The organism is Salmonella sp. SA15303, from assembly GCF_029962125.1.
Classification (GTDB): Bacteria; Pseudomonadota; Gammaproteobacteria; order Enterobacterales; family Enterobacteriaceae; genus Salmonella; species Salmonella enterica.
The window spans coordinates 148,529-170,319 of sequence record NZ_CP123925.1; the positions used below are offsets into that span (position 1 = coordinate 148,529).

Here is a 21,791-nt window from a genome sequence, read left to right on the forward strand (position 1 = left end):
CGTAGCGGGTTGTGTTTTCAGGCAATACGCACGCTTTCAGGCATACCTGCTTTCGTCATTTTGTTCAGCGCTCGTACCAGGGCCATAGCCTCCGCAACCTGACCATCGTAGTCACGCAGCGTCAGTGAACCCCCGAACAGCTGTTTTACCCGGTACATCGCCGTTTCCGCTATCGAGCGACGGTTGTAATCTGTTGTCCATTTCCACCGCGCATTACTCCCGGTCATTCGCTGATTAGCCACTGCACGGTTACGGTCTGCATATTCACCGGGCCAGTAACCCGCACCTTTTCGGGGAGGGATAAGCGCGCTGATTTTCTTATGCCGCAGTTCATCGTGACATAGCCGGGTATCGTAAGCGCCATCGGCGGCGGCTGACCTGATTTTCCGGTGGGTTTGCCGGATTAACCCGGGGAAGGCCTCTGAGTCCGTAACGTTGTTCAGCGACAGGTCAGCGCAGATGATTTCATGTGTTTTACTGTCAACGGCGAGATGCAGCTTACGCCAGATACGGCGGCGTTCCTGGCCATGCTTTTTGACTTTCCACTCGCCTTCACCGAAGACCTTCAGCCCGGTGGAATCAATTACCAGGTGTGCGATTTCACCCCGGGTGGGCGTTTTGAAACTGACATTAACCGACTTTGCCCGCCTGCTGACACAGCTGTAATCCGGGCAGCGTAGCGGAACGTTCATCAGAGAAAAAATGGAATCAATAAAGCCCTGCGCAGCGCGCAGGGTCAGCCTGAATACGCGTTTAATGACCAGCACAGTCGTGATGGCAAGGTCAGAATAGCGCTGAGGTCTGCCTCGTGAAGAAGGCGCTGCCGACTCATACCAGGCCTGAATAGCTTCATCATCCAGCCAGAAAGTTATGGAGCCACGGTTGATGAGGGCTTTATTGTAGGTGGGCCAGTTGGTGATTTTGAACTTTTGCTTTGCCACGGAACGGTCTGCGTTGTCGGGAAGATGCGTGATCTGATCCTTCAACTCAGCAAAAGTTCGATTTATTCAACAAAGCCGCGGTGATGCTTACGGTATGGTGGTTATCAAGTTTTATCCTGATTAGCACCCTTAATGGCTATTTCGATAATCAGGACCGCGATTTTCTGACAGGTAAACTTCAGCTCACCGAAGAGTTTCTTAAAACAGAGACGTTCCGGAACAAAACGGATATTAAGTCATTATCAGAAAAAATAAACGATGCGATGGTAGGGCACAATGGTTTATTCATTTCTATAAAAAACATGGAAAATGAAAAAATTGTTGAACTCTATGCCAAAAATTCTGTTGTTCCAGCGGTCCTGCTTAATAAGTCGGGTGATATTCTCGACTATATGATCCAGACGGAAGAAAATAACACCGTGTACCGCAGTATCTCGCGGCGGGTTGCCGTGACGCCGGAACAGGGTAAAAGCAAACATGTCATCATTACGGTTGCCACGGATACTGGGTATCACACCCTGTTTATGGATAAGCTCAGTACCTGGCTGTTCTGGTTCAATATCGGTCTGGTCTTTATTTCTGTTTTTCTGGGCTGGCTGACCACACGTATTGGTCTGAAACCGCTACGGGAAATGACCAGTCTGGCTTCCTCCATGACCGTACACAGCCTGGATCAGCGTCTTAATCCCGATTTGGCTCCGCCGGAAATTTCTGAGACCATGCAGGAGTTCAATAACATGTTCGATCGCCTGGAGGGGTCATTCCGGAAACTGTCAGATTTCTCGTCTGACATCGCGCATGAGCTGCGCACAGCGGTCAGTAATCTGATGATGCAGACGCAGTTTGCACTGGCTAAGGAAAGGGATGTTTCGCATTACCGCGAAATCTTATTCGCTTACCTGGAAGAACTGAAAAGGTTGTCACGAATGACCAGTGATATGCTTTTTCTGGCACGTTCAGAGCATGGTCTGCTGCAGCTGGATAAACATGATGTGGATCTGGCCGCCGAACTGAATGAATTACGTGAGCTGTTCGAGCCTCTGGCAGACGAAACAGGAAAGACAATCACCGTTGAAGGAGAGGGCGTTGTTGCCGGAGACAGCGATATGCTGCGACGTGCTTTCAGTAACCTGCTTTCCAATGCAATCAAGTATTCTCCCGATAACACCTGTACAGCGATACACCTTGAGCGTGACAGTGACTGTGTGAACGTGATGATTACGAATACGATGTCCGGCCAGGTTCCCGCTAATCTGGAACGTTTGTTTGATCGGTTCTATCGAGCTGATTCATCAAGGGTCCACAACACGGAAGGCGCGGGGCTGGGATTATCAATTACAAGGTCGATCATTCATGCTCATGGCGGCGAGCTGTCAGCAGAACAGCAGGGGCGGGAAATTGTGTTCAGTGTGCGCCTGTTAATGGATTAATCCCGTTCTTCAGGAGAAACCTGGAAGGTGACAAAATTGTCATCATTCAGTCACGCGATAAACAGAGGCGGTTTTTTATAATCATACATAAATCAGGAGCAGAGTGATAACGCAATCGCCTGGTTCCTGGAGTGATGAATAACCCGCCCTGAGATCAAATGCTTTCTCTGTTATAAGCCGTTGATTGTTTGGGTATGAAAACACCGGAGACCCAACCATGAAAAAGATCCTTGTATCATTTGTTGCCATTATGGCTGTCGCTTCATCCGCCATGGCTGCAGAGACAATGAACATGCATGACCAGGTAAATAATGCCCAGGCACCCGCCCATCAGATGCAGTCAACCTCTGAAAAAAGCGCTGTTCAGGGAGACAGTATGACAATGATGGATATGAGCGGACACGATCAGGCTGCAATGTCCCATGAAATGATGCAAAACGGCAACGCTTCTGCCCACCAGGACATGGCGGAGATGCATAAAAAAATGATGAAAGGCAAACCAGGGGCCACCAACGAATCAGCAACGTCATTTTCAGAAATGAACGAGCATGAAAAAGCCGCTGTTGTGCACGAGAAGGCGAATAATGGTCAGTCTTCCGTTATTCATCAGCAGCAGGCTGAAAAGCATCGCAGCCAGATCACCCAGAATTAACCCGCAGCTCCACTTGTTAGACCCTCATTTGACGCCGAAGTCACTGGCTTACGCTCCCGTCCGGGAGCGTTTTTTTTATTCTTTCATTTATCATTGAGTCTTATGGGAATGGATTTAATCAGTTACTTAATCCCTGCCTCAGCAACAAGTCCCGGAAAGAGCAGCTTTATATTCCGGGTTTTTCTGCTCATAACCTCAACGGTGGCGCTTAGGATGTACTTTGTAAGTACCCAGAGTGTGTGTCATCAGTACCGGTGTTAATGCACCAGCCCATTCCAGCCATGTATACCCATGTAAATCCCAACAGCAGCAATCAGGGCGCTTGAAATATAGGGGGCTCTTCTGGCGATGGTATTGAAGCCACTCCAGCGTTTGGCGACCTGACGAACGCTGATCGCCGCACCCACTCCAACCGTTACGAGGGTCAATGCCAGGCCGATACTGAAACAAACAACCAGTGTGGCACCCAGCGTAAGCGCTTTAAGCTGAAGGCAGATCAACAATACAGTTATAGCTGCCGGGCAAGGGATAAGCCCTCCTGTCAGTCCAAATATCAGGATTTGCCCGTTGGTTACTTCTTTCCCGTCGAAGCGGCGTTTTATGTCATTGGCATGAGCCAGTTCGTGAGCGTCCTGATACTCTTTCGAATTCACATCCAGCCCATCAAGCTCAGAGTGGTCATGGTCATGGTCGTGTTCAGCGAACGCCACATCATAGTCATGGACATGACCACGATGTCCCAGAGACAGACGTACGTTGAAACTGTGAGGCTCAGGGATGGGAGATGTTGACTCCAGATAATCACCATGATCAACAAATTCAAAAGTCTGAGAGATCGTACTGTTTTCCCGAAGTGTGGTTAATGAGATATCTTCAGAAGCCCATCTTTGGCCACTAAGAGTGCGTAGCCGCCAGTGGGGAAGTTGTCCTTCTTCAAAAATGGACAGTTCAACTTTTCCATGGCCAGTATCGATCAACCTTGTTTCGTCATGGTGATGATGTTCATTCTCCTGCATTCCCTCCAGCCAGTTTTTCTCACCGCTCCAGGTTCGCCAGAACATCCAAAAAGCCGTACCAAGGATGATCACTGAAGAGACCATCTGTAGCCAGGGTTCGGCTGATTCTGCGGTAAATTTATTACTGATATACATCCCTCCAAAAGCAATCAGCCATACGACTGCAGTGTGCGACAATGTTGCCGCGACACCCAGCATCACGGCCTGACGTACGGTGCCTTTTATAGCAATGATGAATGCTGCCATCATTGTTTTGGAGTGCCCGGGCTCCAGTCCATGAAGCGCGCCAAGCAGAATGGCGCTGGGGATGAAAAACCATGCGTTGCCTTGCTGAAGAAGTGTCGTAAATTCGTTCATGAGAATCATTCTTGGTTATTAAGTGTAGGCCGGATTCTACTCCCCCCCAGTAAAATATACTACCCCCCAGTAGAATAACGCTGGTATAGTTACATAAAATATCCAGGAGAGTGAGAGCCCACATGTCACATACCATCCGCGATAAACAAAAACTGAAAGCACGTACAAGCAAGATCCAGGGGCAGGTTGCTGCGCTGAAAAAAATGCTTGATGAACCTCACGAATGTGCCGCTGTACTGCAACAAATAGCCGCCATACGTGGTGCCGTGAATGGTTTATTGCGTGAAGTGATTAAAGGACATTTGACTGAACATATTGTTCATGAAAGTGAAGAACAGAAACGAGAAGAAGACCTGGACGTTGTGCTGAAGGTTCTGGATTCTTACATCAAGTGACAGTTTGGCTAAAAGCCCTGAGCATTAATTTATCTAAATAACACGTTATCAAGTGACGGTTTTGGGCTGTTTGTAGCGGCATAGTGAGTTTGTTTAATCAATGAGCTTTAAGATGCCCCCCTTCATGCAAGGCAACGCGTACATTTCTGGTACATCTACTTCCCTTACTTTGCTCAGGGCAACCCACATTGTTAAAGCCTCTACTCGCTGACCATCAAAATCACCCAACGTCAGATAATGGAAAAAAATTTTGGATGACATTTTGAAACGTGTCCTCTGCTGTGAACGTCGAGAGATGCTACGCGAGAAAGGAGATGACCTACTTAGTATCCTGTTAAGTAGGTCTATCTGAAGAAGTAGACAACTTTAAAGTCTTTTTCATGTTAAAGGAGACAACTTTAATGTCTGTGTACACCTACCTTTGCTCAAATCAAAATGTTCTGACATACCAAAATGGAGTGTAAAATGACTCAAAACCAGGGTTCTGAGCCAGTACCGGCGAGCCGGACAGGGCAGCTCATCAGCGCCCGGGATATGGCCATGCAGAAATTCGAAGAAGGGATGCGGTTAATCTCGGAAGCGTCGGAACTGTGCGGTCTCTCTCTCTTCACCAGCAGAATTATGCAGCCCAACGCATTTGGTCTTCCGTCGTCACTGGATCGCACCATCGAGGAGGGGCGTAAGGAAATTGACCGTAAAACGTGGAAAAGGCTCTTTGAAGAAATAGGTATGGACCGGTACTGGAACCATAAGCAAAAAGAAGCCTTTAACGAATCCCTACGTACGGATCCGCCCGTCGCTTCCCTGGAGATTGTTAAGGGAACATTACAGCATGCACTGGCTAACAGACGAGACACGCTTGCAGAAGGTTTCGTTGATGTTCTCAACAAGCTTGACCGAAGTTTTAAAAGCAATGCACGGCAATATACAATGCCGAAAAAGCTTGTTCTTCGGGGGATTTTTCCTGGTGTGAACGTACTGAGGTACAACGGTTTCTCGCAGGACAATCACTTTTGTTTACGCGACTTTGAGAATATTGTATGCATCTGTTCTGATACTCCAACACCTGCAACCGGCGGTGGGCTGAGTATGGTCGACAGGCTGACGGCCATGAGAAATACAGATTTCACAGGCGAGGTCTGCGATGAGAATGGCTGGCGGTGTCGCCTGTTTGAGAATGGAAACGTTCATATTTGTATCGACAGTATCTCGCTTCTGAATGCTCTGAACGATCTTATCAGCATATATTTTGCAAACCAGCTTCCGGCCGCAGGAAAAAAATGATGATCGAAAACGATAAAGAAAAAAGCCTGAACGATGCTACCTCGCCAGAGGTGCAGAATGACATCCGCAGCGAATCCACAGAAAAATCAAAGGAAATGGGTCGTTCAAGGTACTCATCTATTGCGATGATCGATTACTTCAATGCAATCGAACGTCTGTGCGAAGAGAAAAAAATTAACCCGGAAAATATCGATCTGAGCTTCAAAGTTCACTGGCTCAGAAACGCTGTTGGCGGCTCGTTTGCAAGGTCACAGGAGATGTTCGCTGAGTACCAGAAGTATGTTAAAGAGGTTCCTGAAGAGGCCCGTTACCTGGATATACCCGATGAGGTGAAGGTTGCACTCGGCGATATTATCTCGTACATCACCTGGCACTACCGTAGAAGCTATACCGCAATACAGAGTGATAGTGTTAAAAAAGCTGAAGCACGTAGCATGCAGCTGGAGGAGGAGGTAACGCAGCTTTTACAGCGGCTTGAGCAAAGCGCTACCGATATGGATGAGCTGAAACTTGAGAATCAGGCGCTACAGGGTCGATTAGAGATCCGGGACAGTACCGTCAAGGAGTTAGAAACAAGGCTGAATGTTGCCGAAGCAGAACTCGAAACCTGCCATCACCAGTTAGATAGCACACGGCATGAATTAAGCCTCGCACAGCAGTCAAATGACTCACTCTCCCAGCAACTGGCTGAACGTAAAACAGAGATCGCTGGTCACCTTGAATATCAAAAAAAGCTGAACGAAGAGATCAACACTCAGCGTTCTGATAATGCCGGTCTTTCCAGACAATGCGACCAGTTAAGTCAGACTGTGTCAGATACAAAGGCAGAGAGGGACAGGTTTGAACAGGAATTGATTGCTGCACAGAACCTCTGTGCTGAGCTGAAAAGTGCACTGTCCGGGAAGGAGGGTGACCTGGTGGCGGTGAATGCCGAGCTTACTGAACTCCATAAACTAAACGAGTCGCTGAGCGCCGACCTGAAAAAAGTAACTTTGGTCAGCCAGGGCTATGAAGCGGAAGTGGCTGAACAAAGCAGTGAATTAAAAACGCTCCAGTCCAAAGTAATGAAGCTGGAAGCTACCCTGGAGGCAGAGAAAACAATCTCAGAATCCCTGAAAGGCACCATTGATACATTGACTGGTGCAATGGCAGGGGGAGGTACTGGAAAGTCAAAACAGCCGCGTAGTAGAAAAACATCATGATAAATGAAGCCAGGTTGATAGACTTCTCTGCATCCCCTGGCACAGTAGACCTTCTGCGGACATTCAGCCCGTCCGCAGGAGTTTTCGTCCTTCAGTCAACAAATGCACTACCTTTTTTGAGTCTCCACTTTCCAGTGCAGAAAACACGTTACCGATTTTACCAACAGCTTGTATCTGAGTGATAACCCCAGTCTTGTAATCATCAAGGATCCCTGACAGGAAAGCGTTCAGTTTTGTCTGTTCGCTTAGTGAAAGCATGTATGACATTTTTTCTCCATTTTAAGCAGGTGTGCCAGTTGAAAGAGGTTTACGTGATTCTGGAAAATGAGGCAGCACCATAGTTTCAGATGCTGTGGTCGCATCCCAGTGCCACCATCCATAAGGCCCATATTCACGGTTGTAATAATCTTTTTTGAGTTGCTTTCGGGCCAGATAAGCAGGAGTGGCCATACCAAATACTTCCATCGGGAACGGCTTATCGCTTTTTGTGTCGAGCAGGTAGAAGTCAGGGAACACCTCACTAATACTCGCATCATAACGCATGGGCTTAACGTACTGCCGGTGCTCTGCATCCAGCTTTTCTGCAACAACCGCCTCATAGGAGGAGTCCAGAGGTATCCAGTTCTCGCTAACGTGCATCAGCACAATTTGATGAGCTCTTACAGAAGGGCCTCTGCCGGTTACCGCAGCTGGTGACGTCAACGCAAAGACAACTATTTTCGCCCCGGATTTCCATGCTGCGTACTCCGATGAAAATCGTTTCTTTACGCTATCCCAATGGCCTTCTGAATTGAAAAAAATCAGCGGTAGCCCCCCAAAATTCCGCAGGGGTAAAAATTTAAGTGGCTTCTCATGCTTTTCAGCATCGTAGCGAGGTAAAACTGACAGGAGCATGAGACGTTTATCACTCATCGCCTGTGATGAAAGACGCTGAATTTGCGACTGAGCGACAGGTTGTTTCGGGTCAGGTACACCAATGAATAAATGGTCACCTATGCAGGCTCTGCCGGTACGAATTTGTTTAGCGGTTTCAAGCAGACGATACCGTACCAGTGAATCGTTACGTTTCCCTGCCATTTTCGGGTACCAGACATTCAGACCAGACTCTGTCCACAAAAGACTAAGCAAGCCCAGGAGGGTCATTGAGGCCTGACCTCCTTCTGGTCGCTGAACATGGGGCAGGGGAGGCACTTCTGATTTTTCAGGAGGATCTTTCTCTGTCATACCGATACCGAGCCTTACAGCCATATCACCTTCGGTTGTAATCCGGACCACACCACTCGCATATCCTTTCAGGCCGGTATGCCGGGCATCAAGGGAGAAGAATACACAGGAAGGATCATGCTCAATGCCCGTGTTAGCGGCTTTGACGAGAATAAAGGCATCACCGTTCGGTAAAGCACGAACATAAAGTCGCTTTTCTCCTTTTCCACGACATCCGCAGGTGATGACTGATTTTTGACCTGAGGTGTGGTGTGCCTTTTTAAGAGCCGACTGCCACCCTTTAGCAAACTCATCCTGCGTTTGAAAGTCAGGTGAGTACCTTTTGACGTTTGGATCGTCGTCGTAAGCAATCATCACTGCGAATTTTTGGCTCATAGTAGTCTCCTAAACAGGAAGTTTAATATCCCAACCAAAGCAACACTTCCTGAGCGTCATACTGTTCCTTTACGCCCATGTCGCTAAAGAATTCTTCGAAATCTGTTTCGGGAACGCAATGCCTGGACAGTTCTTGTAATGCTCGTTCTTTAGATACCGTCTCACCTTCAGCTGATTCGAAATACGTCATGGTTGACCTCTGACATTATTACAACAATCTTAAGCATTTAAATTGATGAAGGAGCTCAGGTCAGCTGACTTCGTCGTAAAACTGCCGCAAGCGCTGGGAGGCTGCAAATTCAATTCGAGACTTCAGCAGTTTGGCGACGGCCGCAAAGACATCAACGACCACGGAGTTCCCAAACTGTCTGTAAGCCTGTGTATTGGACACAGGGATACGGAAAACACTTTCCCCGGGTTTATCGAAGCCCATTAGCCTGCTGCATTCACGTGGCGTTAGCATGCGTGGCCGACGGTCCATGTTGTATGTGTTATGGAAATCAGTTTCTCCCAGCTCATGAGACCAGCCCCGATCAATAAGAATTTCAGATCCGTCTTTCATATAGCGGCTTGAGAGGGTTCTGGTGACACTATTAACATTGGAAGGATCTACTAGTCCAAAACCAAAACCATTGCCTTTTGCCGCATGTTTCTTTGCATAGTTGTATAAGTACTCCCAGAGTTTAGGGGAGAGGATGTATTTACTATCTACGCTCGGATCCAGTAAATCTGAGAGAGAAGGGCGCTTGTCCGGATAAAAGTCTTTAATGTCTCTCAGAGTAAAACCGTCTTTCAGACGTAGGTCGCGGCGAAAACCAATAAGGACGATACGTTCACGGTGCTGGGGTCGGAAATGACGGCCATCGATGACTTTAGGATCATCCGCGCCCGTGCTTTCGCTGTTTGCGACGTCGTAGCCAAGCTCATCGAGCGTTTTCATGATGATGTTAAAGGTATTACCCTTATCGTGACTCTTCAGATTTTTTACGTTTTCCAGAACAAAAATTGCAGGTTGTTTTGCCCGGATGATCCTGGCCACATCAAAGAAGAGCGTACCCTGAGTGTCGCACTCGAAACCGTGTTTGCGACCCATAGAGTTCTTTTTACTGACACCGGCGATGCTGAATGGCTGGCATGGAAATCCCGCAAGAAGAACATCATGATCCGGGATAGAGGCATCGATAAATTTGTATGCCTCGTCATCAGTAACCTCGGGCCGGTTGCTAAGAGTGATGTCACGGATGTCTGAATTGAAGCGGTGCTCGTTCTCATCGCAATACCAGTTCGCCCGGTAAGTACGGCTGGAATAAGTATTCCATTCGCTCGTGAAAAGACATTTACCACCGATGGCATCAAATCCGCTTCGCAGTCCACCTATCCCTGCAAACAGATCGATAAAGCTAAAGTGCCTGTCCTCATAATCAGCAGGTCGTGAAGGTATTAAAGTCTGTAGATAGCGTCCATCTGCGATACTCAGATCACAATGCTCAGGTATGCATGTAACCTGACGTTTAAGGGATGCACGGGACCAATTACTGCCATTTTCATCATTTAATACCTGAGCCAGATATTTCAGGTCATAAATAGTCGAAGCTGTTAACAAAGTTTTGTGGATCAGAGATGGTGTTTTATCCACATCATTCAGGTCTGTCTCAAGATCATGAGTGTAACGTTTCATCCAAACTCTCTCAGGAATAATATCTTTGAGATAGATTAACACGCTTAATTTGGATTATTTTTTGGTTCAGGTTCTAAATTTATTGTGATTATTCTGCCTTTAAGTTGCAAAAAGATTGGTTTTAAGCCCGCCCATGAAATAATGACTTGTTAAAATACTGCCTGTAAATAGGCTTGTGGATACATGTCTGTACTCAACAAATTCAGGTGAAATGATGTTTTTTTTTACAAAGTTACTTTTGCCCATCATGATTGTTGTATTCCCAGTGGCGTCCTGGGGGAACTCAACAACTTTTGAGGCAAAGGTGGTTAAGATTGTTGACGGTGACACCATAACTGCGTTGGATGCTCAAAACACAACCATCAAAATACGGATGTATGGTATAGACGCTCCTGAATCTAAACAGGCTTTTGGCCAAAAAGCAAAACAGGCCTTAACCACAGCTATAGCAACTAAAATCGTTACCGTGATAGACCATGGTACGGATATCTATGGCCGTATGTTAGGTACCATCTGGTTAGATGGATATGATATCAATGCCTCTATGGTGGACAGTGGATATGCGTGGGTTTATCGGTTCGAAGATAACGCCATTGTCCCTGGCTATATCAAATATGAATCCGCAGCACAAAAGGAGGCAAAAGGGTTATGGGCAGACACCAACCCTGTCCCACCATGGCAGTGGAGACAGGCAAACGAAAAGCCCAGAAAGGTGAAAGGGAAGAAATAACCATGATGAAAGAGCCTCATCCGTTACTTCAGTTGGTACTAAACGATTCCGGTCGTCTAACCATGCCTGTTTATTATAGAGATCAACAGTATTGCCCGACTTGCCTTACAAAGGTGTTGAAGAGTGAGGATGGAAGTTTGGCGCACCTCGGGGAAATAAATCAAAATACATGTAGACCTTCTATTTCAGTAGTTGTGACAAAAGCAATTATTGAAATGTTATGTGACGGGGAAAAAATATTTGTAAATCCAATACGATACCGAGGCCGGGTGCTGGCACCCTCAGTAATTTTTTCTCCCGACACTCACACTTTCAAACCGTTTATAAATACAGACTATCAGCCTGTGGGAGCAAACTGGAAAAGTGAAAAGGGATATAAACTCGGTCTGTTTTATCTCAAAGATCGAGCCAACTCTATCAATAAAGAGGAATTTGATTTCATTGCCGTTATAGACCCTAAGGCAATGCAGAAAGAATTTATTTCGGCCTGGTCTGAGGTTGATGAAAAAAATCCATTGGAAACGCTGAAGCAGATCTTACGATCTAAAAACAACTCTTCTTTATGGGTAAAATGGCCTGGCAAAATTGAGCATGCGCAAAAAGGAAATTGCAACGAAAATTACTGGTTCGATTATCAATCTGATAATCAGGAAGTGAACTGTACGGTCTCTGTTGTAGGTATCGAAGGTAACAGTTCCGGTGAGACAATTTATAGATTGCAAACTTTGCTAAAGCGTAAGCTCAATGAATATCAACTGGTTCGGTCTTTAGGGACTATTATGCTTCTTGATAATACCGGGAATATGATTCCATCAAACCATCCTTATTTTGAAGTCATCTCAAAAGCATGTATAAATGGAGTGCGTGACTTTGTTCGTCAAAACCCGTGGGTAGTCTGACGGTCAACTATAAAGCATAATATAATTAGTAATAACAAGGAACAGACATGAATGAAAACTCAGTAATCTTAATAAGTTTATTTTGGTTTTTTTTTGGATCGAGTGTTGTAGCTGGTTTTATGGATGCATCATTATATTGCTGGATTTTTGCAGCCATAAGCGCATTGTTTCTTCTTTCGGTGATACAAACACCAAAGGAGTTAACGGTATCTATTCTTCTTGCGGTACTTATGGCAAGCTCCGCAGGTGTTTTCATTCTGGCTTATAAAGTCAAAACGAATGTCGTTTCACCAATCTATCTCTTAAAAAAGCCTACTGCATACATGGCTGAAATAGATAACCGAAGGATTCATGGTTACTAAATATTTTGCAATTGCATCATTTGACGGTCCGGGTTTATTTACCCACAGCATCGACTAATTCAAGAGGTTACATATGATAGTTTCAGAAGCAATTTTTTATTCTTCTATTATTTCCTGGGTTCTTTATTGGTGGTTTATTGGAAATATTACTAAAAAGGTAGGGATGCTTGTTGTTCCACTCACGCTTACCTTCGGATGTTACATTTATGCAATTCATTTGGATGATTCCGAACAGCAAACCAATTTACGTTGGGAGCAGATCGGTTTTATTACCTTTATAATTGTGATAATGTGGGCAGGAAAGTTTGTGATGAAAAGACTATCTGAATGATGATCTAATCCACACTTTTCGATATCTTAGAAAAGTAACTTTGTGAGCAAACAGTCATATGACATGCAAAACGCTGATCTCAAAGACAGATGATGGATACACATTTAGCATTTCACCTTACGAAGACGGGTACCGCTTATCAGTCTCGCCTGAAAATCGTCACAATGGTACCCAAAGCTTTGACGGCTGGTTCCCACGTTTTTTTTCCGAACCACAGTATGCCAAATCATCTTTAACTAAGTTTCTCGGTGAGTCCTTAGTATGGGAAGAAGATTCAAGTAATGCTCTATGAGATTACTTATTATAAATTTTTCTATTAATCTCCATGGAGTGATATATGAATTTGGCCTATTTTTTATTTTTGTCTATAACTGTTATGCTTACGAGCTTTATTATTAAATCACTTGTCGTATTGGTAAAGTTCAAATTACTTCGTGATGAACGTCTCGAATATACCAGCAATAAAAATATTGATGAGATGTACGATTTAATGAATGCGAAGGAAGAAATCCTCATAAGGCATCATAAGCAGATGTTGGCATTGCATCTTTCACTATTAATATTCGTTCTATTTATTGCTTACATTTACTAAAAATAATTTTATTCAACATTTCAACAAAGGGTTTTCAATGGAAAGCTTCGAAACTGAACAAATGATTCAATATGCTTTCTACATAAATATCGTAATAACGACTGGTTTGGCATGGTTTTGCTTGCGGTCAGGATTGCATTACAATTTTTTCAGAAAAGCAGAGAGTGCCAGAACAAAAGGGCTGAGTAGTACCTCTACTGAACACGGTCCAGCAATTGTGAGAATAAAGAAGCTACAAGCATTAGTAGATTTTATTAGTAACTGTGCTTTTCTAATCCTTTCAATTGGCACAGCTTATATTTTGTATTTTTGGATCCACAGTTAACTCATACAAGGTAACTTCGGCAAATAACAACTTCTAATGCAGGACTTTAATAACTATAACGGATGCTACATGAAAAACGACAGTTTAATTACGCGGTATAAAATACTTAAAGGCGAACGCGATGAGTCTATCTTCACCATAATAATCGCGCTAGTAGTAAAGCTGGGGCTGGTAGCCCTGGCATTCTATCTGTTGCTTGGTTCCACGATTGATTGGTCAAGCTGGAAAACCTATGCCGCCATGTTGATCTTTGGAGCATTTCTCTAAAAGGATGACCACGGCAATACCAGGTCAGACAACAAGGTCGTTAGCATGATCGTTGGAAGCAACGGAAGCACCTTGAAAAAGGTCGGCAGCACTATAAAATCCATCAGCAATGCACACAAATAAACTACTGGTATCTTAAAATGAAAGTGAAAGAGTTGATCGCCATGCTGAACGAAAGAGACCCTGAGGCAATTGTTCTGATTTCCGGCTATGAAACGATCGGCGGCACGGAAGTCGCAGAAGCTGATTTGCTCATTGATATGCAGTCAATATGCTTAGAACAGGCTGATAATCTCACAGGAAACCGTAAAGTTGTTTCTTCCGGTGGTGAAGATTCAGTTTGGTTAGGCTGGAAAGATGATTACCGTACAAAGGTGTTTTTAGAAGATGCCCAAATTCCTGATCAAGATGAATGACGGTCAGCGTTGGCTTCAAAGGCAATCTATCAGTACGTGAAACGTAAATGTTAAAAAATAACCACATATGAATCAATAACTTATGTCAAAGCTAAGTAGAGATGTCCGGGGTGGGGCAAAGTTCAAATGTCCTTTGATAATATTGAATTCCTGGATAAAAATCGCATCTTAACCTCTTCGTTTGAGTACCTTGTTGGGTTGACCCCGTATTCGCTTTATTTGTAGTATTGGGCTGCTTTGAAGTGTTTCATGTTCAAACGCGACGTGTTCTGTAAGTTCTTCCTGACAACAGAGCCGACAATATATACACATCCGCTATGGAGAATCTGACAACCGCTATGCGTATTACGCCACCCTGAGTTTTTCCTTCCTCTGTCGTACTGAGCAAGCCTCAGCACGCACTCAATAACATCCCGTCTGCGGATGTGCTTTACCGTACGTAAAAATGTAGCCCTCCAGGGCTGACTGTATCTAAAAACTGAGAAATTACTATGTTGCTGTCCTCGACGCGTAAGGACTGGCTGGGTAACGTCCGTGGTGACGTTCTGGCCGGTATTGTTGTCGCGCTCGCACTCATTCCAGAAGCGATCGCCTTTTCCATTATCGCCGGTGTTGATCCCCAGGTGGGCCTCTACTCGGCGTTCTGTATTCCTCTCGTTATGGCCTTCTTTGGCGGACGTCCGGCGATGATTTCGTCCTCCACCGGTGCAATGGCTCTCCTGATGGTGACGCTGGTGAAAGATCATGGCTTACAGTATTTACTGGCTGCCTCCATACTGACCGGGGTATTCCAGCTGATAGCCGGATATCTGAAGCTTGGCGGGCTGATGCGTTTTGTTTCACGCTCAGTGGTCACGGGGTTTGTTAATGCACTGGCAATACTGATTTTTATGGCCCAGTTGCCTGAGCTGACCAATGTGACATGGCATGTTTATGCCATGACTGCGGCAGGGCTGGGGATCATCTATCTCTTCCCTTATATCAACAAAACCATTCCTTCACCGCTTGTGTGCATCGTGGTGCTGACTGGGATTGCCATGTGGCTGCATCTGGATGTGCGAACCGTCGGGGATATGGGGAAACTTCCCGACAGTCTGCCGGTCTTCCTGCTCCCGGACGTGCCTTTAAATCTTCAGACGCTGCTCATCATCCTGCCATATTCTGCGGGGCTTGCGGTGGTTGGCCTGCTTGAGTCGATGATGACCGCCACTATCGTGGATGACATGACCGACACGCCAAGCGACAAAAACAGGGAGTGCAAAGCTCAGGGCATCGCGAACATCTGCACATCCTTTATCGGAGGAATGGCAGGCTGCGCGATGATTGGGCAATCTGTTATCAACGTAAAATCCGGTGGACGCGGACGACTTTCAACCCTCACGGCGGGCGTGGTGCTGCTTTGCCTGATTGTGTTCCTGCGCAACTGGGTCTCCCAAATTCCGATGGCAGCGCTGGTCGCGGTGATGATTATGGTTTCCATCGGGACATTCTCCTGGCGCTCCATTGCCAACCTGCGGACACACCCCCTTTCAACCAGCGTGGTCATGCTTGCCACCGTCGCGGTTGTGGTGGCAACACATAATCTGGCCTTCGGTGTGCTGACCGGTGTACTGATTGCTTCGCTCAATTTTGCCACTAAAGTATCCCGGTTCATGCGTGTAACCTCAGTTCTGGAGGGGACGAGCCGGACGTATACCGTCACCGGCCAGGTATTCTTTGCATCAGCAGACCGCTTTACGAGCCACTTTGATTTCCGTGAAGCGATTGAGAATGTGGTGATAGACGTTTCACATGCCCATTTCTGGGACATCACGTCCGTCAGCGCCCTGGATAAGGTGGTCATTAAGTTCCGTAGAGAGGGCGCCGGGGTTGAAATACGTGGGATGAATGAAGCCACCCGCACCATCGTTGACCGGTTTGGTGTTCACGATAAACCTGAAGAAGTCGAAAAACTGATGGGCGGTCATTAACAGACTGGAGGGAAAACTATGAATAATACTGTTACAGCCTGTGTGGACGGTTCACTTTCAACGCGGTCAGTGTGTGAATATGCGGCGTGGGCAGCCCGCACTTTGCAATCACAGCTAGCACTGTTGCACGTTATCGAAAAAGACAGCACCCCGGTAGTGTCAGACCTGACCGGCACTCTCGGCATAGACAGTCAGCAATTGCTGACCGATGAGCTGGTAGAAATTGAAGGGCAACGTAATCGCCTGCTGATGGCCCAGGGGAAAGCAATACTGGAAAGTTGTGCTGAACTGCTTCAAAAACAGGGAAGCCCGGATGTGCTTTTGATGCAAAAACACGGTACACCGGATGAAGTTCTGGCAGAGCTGAGCGACCTTCGTCTCATGGTGCTGGGGCGTCGGGGTAGCCAGCATCCGGTAGGCTCTCATCTGGAAAGCGTTATTCGTCTGCAAAAGAAACCCCTACTGGTTGTTCCGGAGAACTACTCAGTGCCTTCCAGAGTCATGCTGGCTTATGATGGCAGTGAAGAAAGCAGGAGTAACCTGGAACGTCTGACGATGAGTCCCTTACTCAGGGGGCTGGAGTGCCACCTTGTCATGGTAAACGGTAAGAAGGAAGAGCTGCTGACCGCACAGCAAATTTTACGTGACGCGGATATAGAAAACAGCACAACACATCTTACCGGGCAATCAGTCGGGGACGCGCTTATTCGTTACGCCGAGGAAAATGCTGTCGATCTGATAGTGATGGGGGCCTACGGTCATTCCAGGTTGCGGCAGTTCTTTATCGGTAGTCATACCTCCGAAATGCTGCAAAAGACGCAACAACCGCTTCTTATCCTCCGTTAGCACTGATTATCTTAAATAAAAAAGGGCGAGTTCTCTCGCCCTTCGTCACAAGAACACGTTTAGTTCAGCCGGTTACCTTTTTCATCAACTACCTTCTCACCGTCCTCTTTCGTGAACGCGCTTTTCTGCGCATCGGGAAGAATATCCAGCACGACTTCAGAAGGGCGGCATAGCCGGGTACCCAGCGGCGTTACCACGATAGGGCGATTGATCAGAACAGGGTGCTGCAACATAAAATCGATTAACTGCTCGTCAGTAAAGCGGTCTTCCGCCAGCCCTAACGCTTCAAAAGGTTCGACATTCTTACGCAGCAGCGCTCGTACCGTGATCCCCATATCCGCAATGAGTTTTACCAGCTCAGCTCGTGATGGTGGGGTTTCAAGATAATGAATAACGGTCGGCTCTGTACCGCTGTTGCGGATCATTTCAAGGGTATTGCGTGACGTGCCGCAGGCCGGGTTGTGATAAATGGTAATGTTGCTCATATCAGTATCTCATTACAAAGTGAAAGACAGACGAAGCGCCAGTGCTGCAAGCGTGACAAACAGCACGGGGATTGTCATGACAATGCCCACCCGGAAGTAATATCCCCAGGTAATTTTGATATTTTTCTGCGACAGAACGTGCAGCCACAGTAACGTTGCCAGACTGCCGATAGGGGTAATTTTTGGCCCCAGGTCGCTGCCGATGACGTTGGCGTAAATCATCGCTTCTTTGATAACACCGGTCGCTGTGCTGCCATCAATCGACAGCGCCCCGACCAGCACGGTCGGCATATTGTTCATCACTGATGACAGGAAGGCCGTCAGGAAGCCCGTACCCAGCGTTGCCGCCCACAATCCCTGCTCTGCCAGCTGATTCAGCAAGGAAGAGAGATAGTGGGTCAGACCGGCATTTCGTAAGCCGTAGACCACCAGGTACATCCCCAGCGAGAAGATAACGATTTGCCAGGGCGCACCACGCAGCACCTTACCGGTGTTAATGGCATGCCCTTTTTTCGCAACAGCAAACAGAAGCAATGCACCAGCGGCTGCGACCAAACTGACCGGTACGCCCAGCGGCTCCAGTCCGAAGAATCCCACCAGAAGCAACACCAGAACCAGCCAGCCGGTTTTAAAGGTATTCACATCACGTATAGCGTCTTTCGGTTCTTTCAACAGAGAAACGTCGTAAACGGCGGGAATGTCCTTACGGAAAAACAGATGCAGCATCACCAGCGTAGCCGCAATCGCGGCCAGGTTAACCGGGACCATCACGGCGGCATATTCTGAGAAACCAAGCTTAAAGAAATCCGCCGAGACGATATTCACCAGGTTTGAGACAATCAGTGGCAGGCTTGCCGTGTCAGCGATAAACCCTGCGGCCATGATAAACGCTAAGGTTGCTCCCCGGCTGAATCCCAGCGCCAGCAGCATCGCGATAACGATAGGTGTCAGGATCAGTGCCGCACCGTCGTTGGCAAACAGTGCCGCAACCATCGCACCAAGCAGGACGATCCAGGTGAAGAGCAGCCGCCCCCGGCCATTCCCCCAACGGGCAACGTGCAGCGCGGCCCATTCAAAGAAGCCGGATTCGTCGAGCAGAAGACTGATGATGATCACGGCGATAAAGGTGGCGGTCGCATTCCACACTATCTGCCAGACCACCGGAATATCCCCCAGATGAACGACGCCAGTCAGCAATGCCAGAATTGCGCCCAGTGAGGCACTCCAGCCAATCCCCAGCCCTCTGGGTTGCCAGATAACCAGGACGAGCGTGAATAAAAAGATAGCACCAGCCAGTAACATCAGAAACTCCATTCACATTTGTTTATTCGGATATATATATCGCCATCAGCAGGAGACAGATGCCACGCTACTGAGCTTGTTGCGTATGTTTTCTCGTTCACAGTTCCAGGCTGTATCAATAATACCCGCAGCCCATGCTGGCATGTGTGGCGACAGTCGGTAATGCACCCATTTTCCTTCGCGACGGTCGATGACCAGCTCGGCTTCACGTAAAAGGGCCATATGGCGAGAAATTTTTGGCTGAGACTCTGCGGTTGCCGCACAGATGTCACAGACGCACATTTCACCGGACTCCCTGAGAAGCATCACGATAGTTGAACGGGTCTCGTCGGCGAGCAGTTTAAAAAGCTGAACAGGCTGTAGCATGCTTAACCTCGTAAAAAAATAACAATACATATGGTATTTCATATGTGATAACTTTTAAAGCATAGCTTATGAAATGGAGATTTTTTATGACCGACTTACCAGCAATCGAACCGGCTTATTTTGATGATGCGCTTGCCAGCAAACTTACGGGCAACAACGAAACCATGCCGCGAATTCTCATCCTGTACGGTTCAGTACGAGAGCGGTCCTACAGTCGTTTTGCAGCGGAAGAGGCCGGGCGGTTGCTGGCAAAGATGGGGGCTGAGGTGAAAATATTTAACCCATCCGGTCTGCCGTTACCCGATGATGCGCCCGAAAGTCACCCCAAAGTGCTTGAACTCCGCGAGCTGGTCAGGTGGTGTGACGGAATGGTCTGGAGTTCTCCGGAAAGACATGGCGCCATGAGCTCGGTGATGAAGGCCCAGATTGACTGGATACCCCTGAGTGAAGGTGCTGTTCGTCCTTCCCAGGGTAAAACGCTGGCCGTCATGCAGGTTTGTGGTGGTTCACAGTCGTTTAACACGGTCAATCAGATGCGGATACTTGGCCGCTGGATGCGGATGTTCACCATCCCCAATCAGTCGTCAGTGCCAAAGGCATGGCAGGAATTTGATGATGAAGGGCGCATGAAACCCTCACCCTGGTATGACAGGATTGTCGACGTTACCGAAGAGTTGTTCAAAATGACGTTACTCCTGAAAGGGCACACAGCCTACCTGTCCGACCGCTACAGCGAAAGGAAAGAGAGTCATCAGGAGCTCGCGGCACGGGTCAATCAGGCCAAAATCTGACAGCCAGGCATGCCCGGATGGATTACCGGGCTTTAAATCGGTTTCTTCCCAAATATCTCTTCAGAGCGTGACTGAAGTTTCACCAGGGCATTGAACATATCGTCCTGATCCAGGGAACGCTGGGATTTCTTCGTCGTGGGAGCTTTACGCCTGCGAGAAGGGCCGTCTCCGGATGGTACGGATTGCGACCGGTTATTATCCCGCTCGGCCTGGACCAGCTGCGCCATTTCCAGGGCCCGCCCCAGACGTTTGTTATCCACAATGGCCCCCTGATCGATTTCAGAAAGCTTGTCATAGGTGGAGTAGGGAAGTGATACGCCATTAAGCCGGAGCTCTTTATGTCCATCCGGGTAATGCCAGACATCGATGTATTTACCAATCGCCCGACGACTGAATTCGCTGTCTTCAATCAGATAAAGGACTTTGTCGTATTGCACTGTGAGTGATTTCGACACTTTACGAGCTTCACGCCAGTTAAATACCATATCAAGATCGTCATCGACATCCAGTTCCCGATGAACATCAAACGCCTGGCGAGGCGCTTTTGCGAAACGACGGTTGTAATCGTTCATGAACTCTTCGGCAAATGCGTTCGCAGCTTCCATGGAACTGATGCCCTGGAGCCTGAGCTCCTTGACCAGTCGGTCCTGAAGCGTCAGGTGCGCCCGTTCAACGCGGCCTTTGGCAGCACTGGTTTCTGCACAAATGGTCTGAATGTTCAGTTCATGCATCGCACGGCCAAACTGGGTATCGCCGTCGCCGCCGGTTGCATTTTTATTGTTGATCCTGAATACGCTGGCTTTGTCGCTGTACAGCGCAAGCGGTTTGCCATGTTTTTCAATATAGCCCCGGGTCGCTTCAAAATAGGTGAAAGTAGACTCAGATTTCACGAAAAGAAGCTGCATTAAACGACTGGTTGCGTCATCAACGTAAACCAGTGCCGTACACTTAGGTCCCCGATTTTCAAACCAGTGGTGGTCGCAGCCGTCGATTTGTATGAGTTCACCGGCACAGGCACGGCGGTAACGAGGTTGCTGAATTTTTGGCGCACGTTGCTTACGTGGGACCCACAGACTGGCCTGAGTCATCAGCTTACGGACGGTTTCTTTGGAAAGATGAACACCGTGCACCTCAGACAGTTTTTCACAGGCCAGCGTCGGACCGAAATCGTTATAGCGTTCGCGAATAATGTTCAGCGCGTATGCGGCCAGTCCCTGAGGCAACTGGTTGTTACTGGATTTACCACGACGGCGGCTGGTCATGCCAATCGGACCATCTTCACGATAACGCGCAAGCAGACGACGGCACTGACGGTCGGAGATACCAAGCCGCTGAGCTGCCATTTGTGTTGTCAGACGCCGGTCGATGACATCCTGAATGATTTTGAGTCGGTTAACTTCATCCAATGTGAAAAACTCCGCTGCGAGAGCCGTCATGGTAATCCTTACTTGATTATACACGCCGGACATCTTAACTTAGCCATTATCGGACATTACAACTTTGCTACTACAACTTAAGTGCGCATAATCAGGATTATGTAAGATCAGCGTTAAGT

Annotated in this window: 25 protein-coding genes; 14 read left to right on the forward strand and 11 right to left on the reverse strand. The window is 47.4% G+C overall.

Annotated elements, in window-relative coordinates:
• Nucleotides 1-17 precede the first annotated feature (17 nt).
• Complete coding sequence (locus QEN31_RS24445) at nucleotides 18-986, reverse strand: IS5-like element IS903B family transposase (RefSeq protein WP_072196614.1); 969 nt, start codon at nucleotides 984-986, stop codon at nucleotides 18-20.
• Between the two features lie 38 nt (nucleotides 987-1,024).
• Here QEN31_RS24445 and pcoS point away from each other — a divergent pair, with 38 nt between their 5' ends.
• Together pcoS and QEN31_RS24455 are read left to right on the forward strand one after the other, a co-directional pair.
• Nucleotides 1,025-2,371, forward strand: coding sequence for a copper resistance membrane spanning protein PcoS (gene pcoS / locus QEN31_RS24450; RefSeq protein ID WP_004248839.1), 1,347 nt, complete (start codon nucleotides 1,025-1,027; stop codon nucleotides 2,369-2,371).
• 217 nt (nucleotides 2,372-2,588) lie between these two features.
• Entirely contained in the window at nucleotides 2,589-3,023 is a 435-nt protein-coding gene (locus tag QEN31_RS24455; protein ID WP_000723070.1) for a hypothetical protein, read from the forward strand.
• Nucleotides 3,024-3,280: 257 nt separating this feature from the next.
• On the opposite strand, the gene QEN31_RS25510 is transcribed toward QEN31_RS24455, so the two are convergent.
• Nucleotides 3,281-4,396 carry a nickel/cobalt efflux protein RcnA gene (locus QEN31_RS25510; protein ID WP_001572377.1) on the reverse strand — a complete coding sequence of 372 codons (1,116 nt, stop codon included), beginning with the start codon at nucleotides 4,394-4,396 and terminating at the stop codon, nucleotides 3,281-3,283.
• 122 nt (nucleotides 4,397-4,518) lie between these two features.
• Here QEN31_RS25510 and rcnR point away from each other — a divergent pair, with 122 nt between their 5' ends.
• Nucleotides 4,519-4,791 carry a Ni(II)/Co(II)-binding transcriptional repressor RcnR gene (rcnR, locus tag QEN31_RS24470; RefSeq protein ID WP_000019951.1) on the forward strand — a complete coding sequence of 91 codons (273 nt, stop codon included), beginning with the start codon at nucleotides 4,519-4,521 and terminating at the stop codon, nucleotides 4,789-4,791.
• A gap of 93 nt (nucleotides 4,792-4,884) precedes the next feature.
• Here rcnR and QEN31_RS24475 read toward each other — a convergent pair whose 3' ends face one another.
• A complete protein-coding gene (locus tag QEN31_RS24475) occupies nucleotides 4,885-5,052 on the reverse strand; it encodes a hypothetical protein (RefSeq protein ID WP_001572379.1) in 168 nt (55 codons plus the stop codon).
• A 204-nt stretch (nucleotides 5,053-5,256) separates the two neighbouring features.
• Between QEN31_RS24475 and QEN31_RS24480 the strand changes: the two genes are divergently transcribed.
• Both QEN31_RS24480 and QEN31_RS24485 read left to right on the forward strand, forming a co-directional pair.
• Nucleotides 5,257-6,075: a DUF4942 domain-containing protein gene (locus QEN31_RS24480; RefSeq protein ID WP_000193207.1), complete on the forward strand. Its 819-nt coding sequence runs from the start codon at nucleotides 5,257-5,259 to the stop codon at nucleotides 6,073-6,075.
• On the forward strand, nucleotides 6,072-7,277 hold the full coding sequence (locus tag QEN31_RS24485) for a hypothetical protein (protein ID WP_001371952.1): 1,206 nt from the start codon (nucleotides 6,072-6,074) through the stop codon (nucleotides 7,275-7,277). The genes QEN31_RS24480 and QEN31_RS24485 overlap by 4 nt, the downstream gene beginning before the upstream one ends.
• Before the next feature lie 63 nt (nucleotides 7,278-7,340).
• Here QEN31_RS24485 and QEN31_RS24490 read toward each other — a convergent pair whose 3' ends face one another.
• Genes QEN31_RS24490 through QEN31_RS24505 form a run of 4 tightly spaced genes read right to left on the reverse strand, consistent with a single transcriptional unit; the run spans nucleotide 7,341 to nucleotide 10,554 of the window.
• On the reverse strand, nucleotides 7,341-7,544 hold the full coding sequence (locus QEN31_RS24490) for a hypothetical protein (RefSeq protein ID WP_000121164.1): 204 nt from the start codon (nucleotides 7,542-7,544) through the stop codon (nucleotides 7,341-7,343).
• Nucleotides 7,545-7,556: 12 nt separating this feature from the next.
• On the reverse strand, nucleotides 7,557-8,876 hold the full coding sequence (locus QEN31_RS24495) for a DUF1173 family protein (protein ID WP_000078513.1): 1,320 nt from the start codon (nucleotides 8,874-8,876) through the stop codon (nucleotides 7,557-7,559).
• Between the two features lie 22 nt (nucleotides 8,877-8,898).
• Nucleotides 8,899-9,066, reverse strand: coding sequence for a hypothetical protein (locus QEN31_RS24500; RefSeq protein ID WP_000220758.1), 168 nt, complete (start codon nucleotides 9,064-9,066; stop codon nucleotides 8,899-8,901).
• Nucleotides 9,067-9,126: 60 nt separating this feature from the next.
• Entirely contained in the window at nucleotides 9,127-10,554 is a 1,428-nt protein-coding gene (locus tag QEN31_RS24505; protein WP_000833380.1) for a DNA cytosine methyltransferase, read from the reverse strand.
• A gap of 214 nt (nucleotides 10,555-10,768) precedes the next feature.
• Here QEN31_RS24505 and QEN31_RS24510 point away from each other — a divergent pair, with 214 nt between their 5' ends.
• The 8 genes from QEN31_RS24510 to QEN31_RS24545 all read left to right on the forward strand — a co-directional run bounded on the left by QEN31_RS24510 (nucleotide 10,769) and on the right by QEN31_RS24545 (nucleotide 17,292).
• A complete protein-coding gene (locus QEN31_RS24510) occupies nucleotides 10,769-11,284 on the forward strand; it encodes a thermonuclease family protein (protein ID WP_000464825.1) in 516 nt (171 codons plus the stop codon).
• 2 nt (nucleotides 11,285-11,286) lie between these two features.
• Nucleotides 11,287-12,183 (forward strand): hypothetical protein, encoded by an 897-nt coding sequence (locus tag QEN31_RS24515; protein ID WP_000975181.1) that lies wholly within the window; start codon nucleotides 11,287-11,289, stop codon nucleotides 12,181-12,183.
• Between the two features lie 47 nt (nucleotides 12,184-12,230).
• Nucleotides 12,231-12,545, forward strand: a complete 315-nt coding sequence (locus QEN31_RS24520; RefSeq protein ID WP_001005009.1) for a hypothetical protein — start codon at nucleotides 12,231-12,233, stop codon at nucleotides 12,543-12,545.
• Between the two features lie 73 nt (nucleotides 12,546-12,618).
• Nucleotides 12,619-12,876, forward strand: a complete 258-nt coding sequence (locus QEN31_RS24525) for a hypothetical protein (protein ID WP_000637193.1) — start codon at nucleotides 12,619-12,621, stop codon at nucleotides 12,874-12,876.
• 986 nt (nucleotides 12,877-13,862) lie between these two features.
• On the forward strand, nucleotides 13,863-14,060 hold the full coding sequence (locus QEN31_RS24530; RefSeq protein ID WP_001371914.1) for a hypothetical protein: 198 nt from the start codon (nucleotides 13,863-13,865) through the stop codon (nucleotides 14,058-14,060).
• A 140-nt stretch (nucleotides 14,061-14,200) separates the two neighbouring features.
• Complete coding sequence (locus tag QEN31_RS24535; RefSeq protein WP_000864986.1) at nucleotides 14,201-14,476, forward strand: hypothetical protein; 276 nt, start codon at nucleotides 14,201-14,203, stop codon at nucleotides 14,474-14,476.
• A gap of 491 nt (nucleotides 14,477-14,967) precedes the next feature.
• Nucleotides 14,968-16,446, forward strand: a complete 1,479-nt coding sequence (locus tag QEN31_RS24540; protein ID WP_000927306.1) for a SulP family inorganic anion transporter — start codon at nucleotides 14,968-14,970, stop codon at nucleotides 16,444-16,446.
• 18 nt (nucleotides 16,447-16,464) lie between these two features.
• Nucleotides 16,465-17,292, forward strand: coding sequence for a universal stress protein (locus QEN31_RS24545; protein WP_001066652.1), 828 nt, complete (start codon nucleotides 16,465-16,467; stop codon nucleotides 17,290-17,292).
• A 59-nt stretch (nucleotides 17,293-17,351) separates the two neighbouring features.
• On the opposite strand, the gene arsC is transcribed toward QEN31_RS24545, so the two are convergent.
• From arsC to QEN31_RS24560, 3 genes are read right to left on the reverse strand one after another with little or no spacing between them, the layout of a single operon-like run.
• Nucleotides 17,352-17,777 carry a glutaredoxin-dependent arsenate reductase gene (gene arsC, locus QEN31_RS24550; RefSeq protein ID WP_000065802.1) on the reverse strand — a complete coding sequence of 142 codons (426 nt, stop codon included), beginning with the start codon at nucleotides 17,775-17,777 and terminating at the stop codon, nucleotides 17,352-17,354.
• A gap of 12 nt (nucleotides 17,778-17,789) precedes the next feature.
• A complete protein-coding gene (locus QEN31_RS24555) occupies nucleotides 17,790-19,079 on the reverse strand; it encodes an arsenic transporter (RefSeq protein WP_000922628.1) in 1,290 nt (429 codons plus the stop codon).
• A gap of 45 nt (nucleotides 19,080-19,124) precedes the next feature.
• Complete coding sequence (locus QEN31_RS24560; RefSeq protein ID WP_000941305.1) at nucleotides 19,125-19,445, reverse strand: transcriptional regulator; 321 nt, start codon at nucleotides 19,443-19,445, stop codon at nucleotides 19,125-19,127.
• A gap of 86 nt (nucleotides 19,446-19,531) precedes the next feature.
• Here QEN31_RS24560 and arsH point away from each other — a divergent pair, with 86 nt between their 5' ends.
• Nucleotides 19,532-20,236, forward strand: a complete 705-nt coding sequence (arsH, locus tag QEN31_RS24565; protein ID WP_000130816.1) for an arsenical resistance protein ArsH — start codon at nucleotides 19,532-19,534, stop codon at nucleotides 20,234-20,236.
• Nucleotides 20,237-20,268: 32 nt separating this feature from the next.
• On the opposite strand, the gene QEN31_RS24570 is transcribed toward arsH, so the two are convergent.
• Nucleotides 20,269-21,672 carry an ISNCY family transposase gene (locus tag QEN31_RS24570; RefSeq protein WP_000125668.1) on the reverse strand — a complete coding sequence of 468 codons (1,404 nt, stop codon included), beginning with the start codon at nucleotides 21,670-21,672 and terminating at the stop codon, nucleotides 20,269-20,271.
• Between the last annotated feature and the right edge of the window lie 119 nt (nucleotides 21,673-21,791).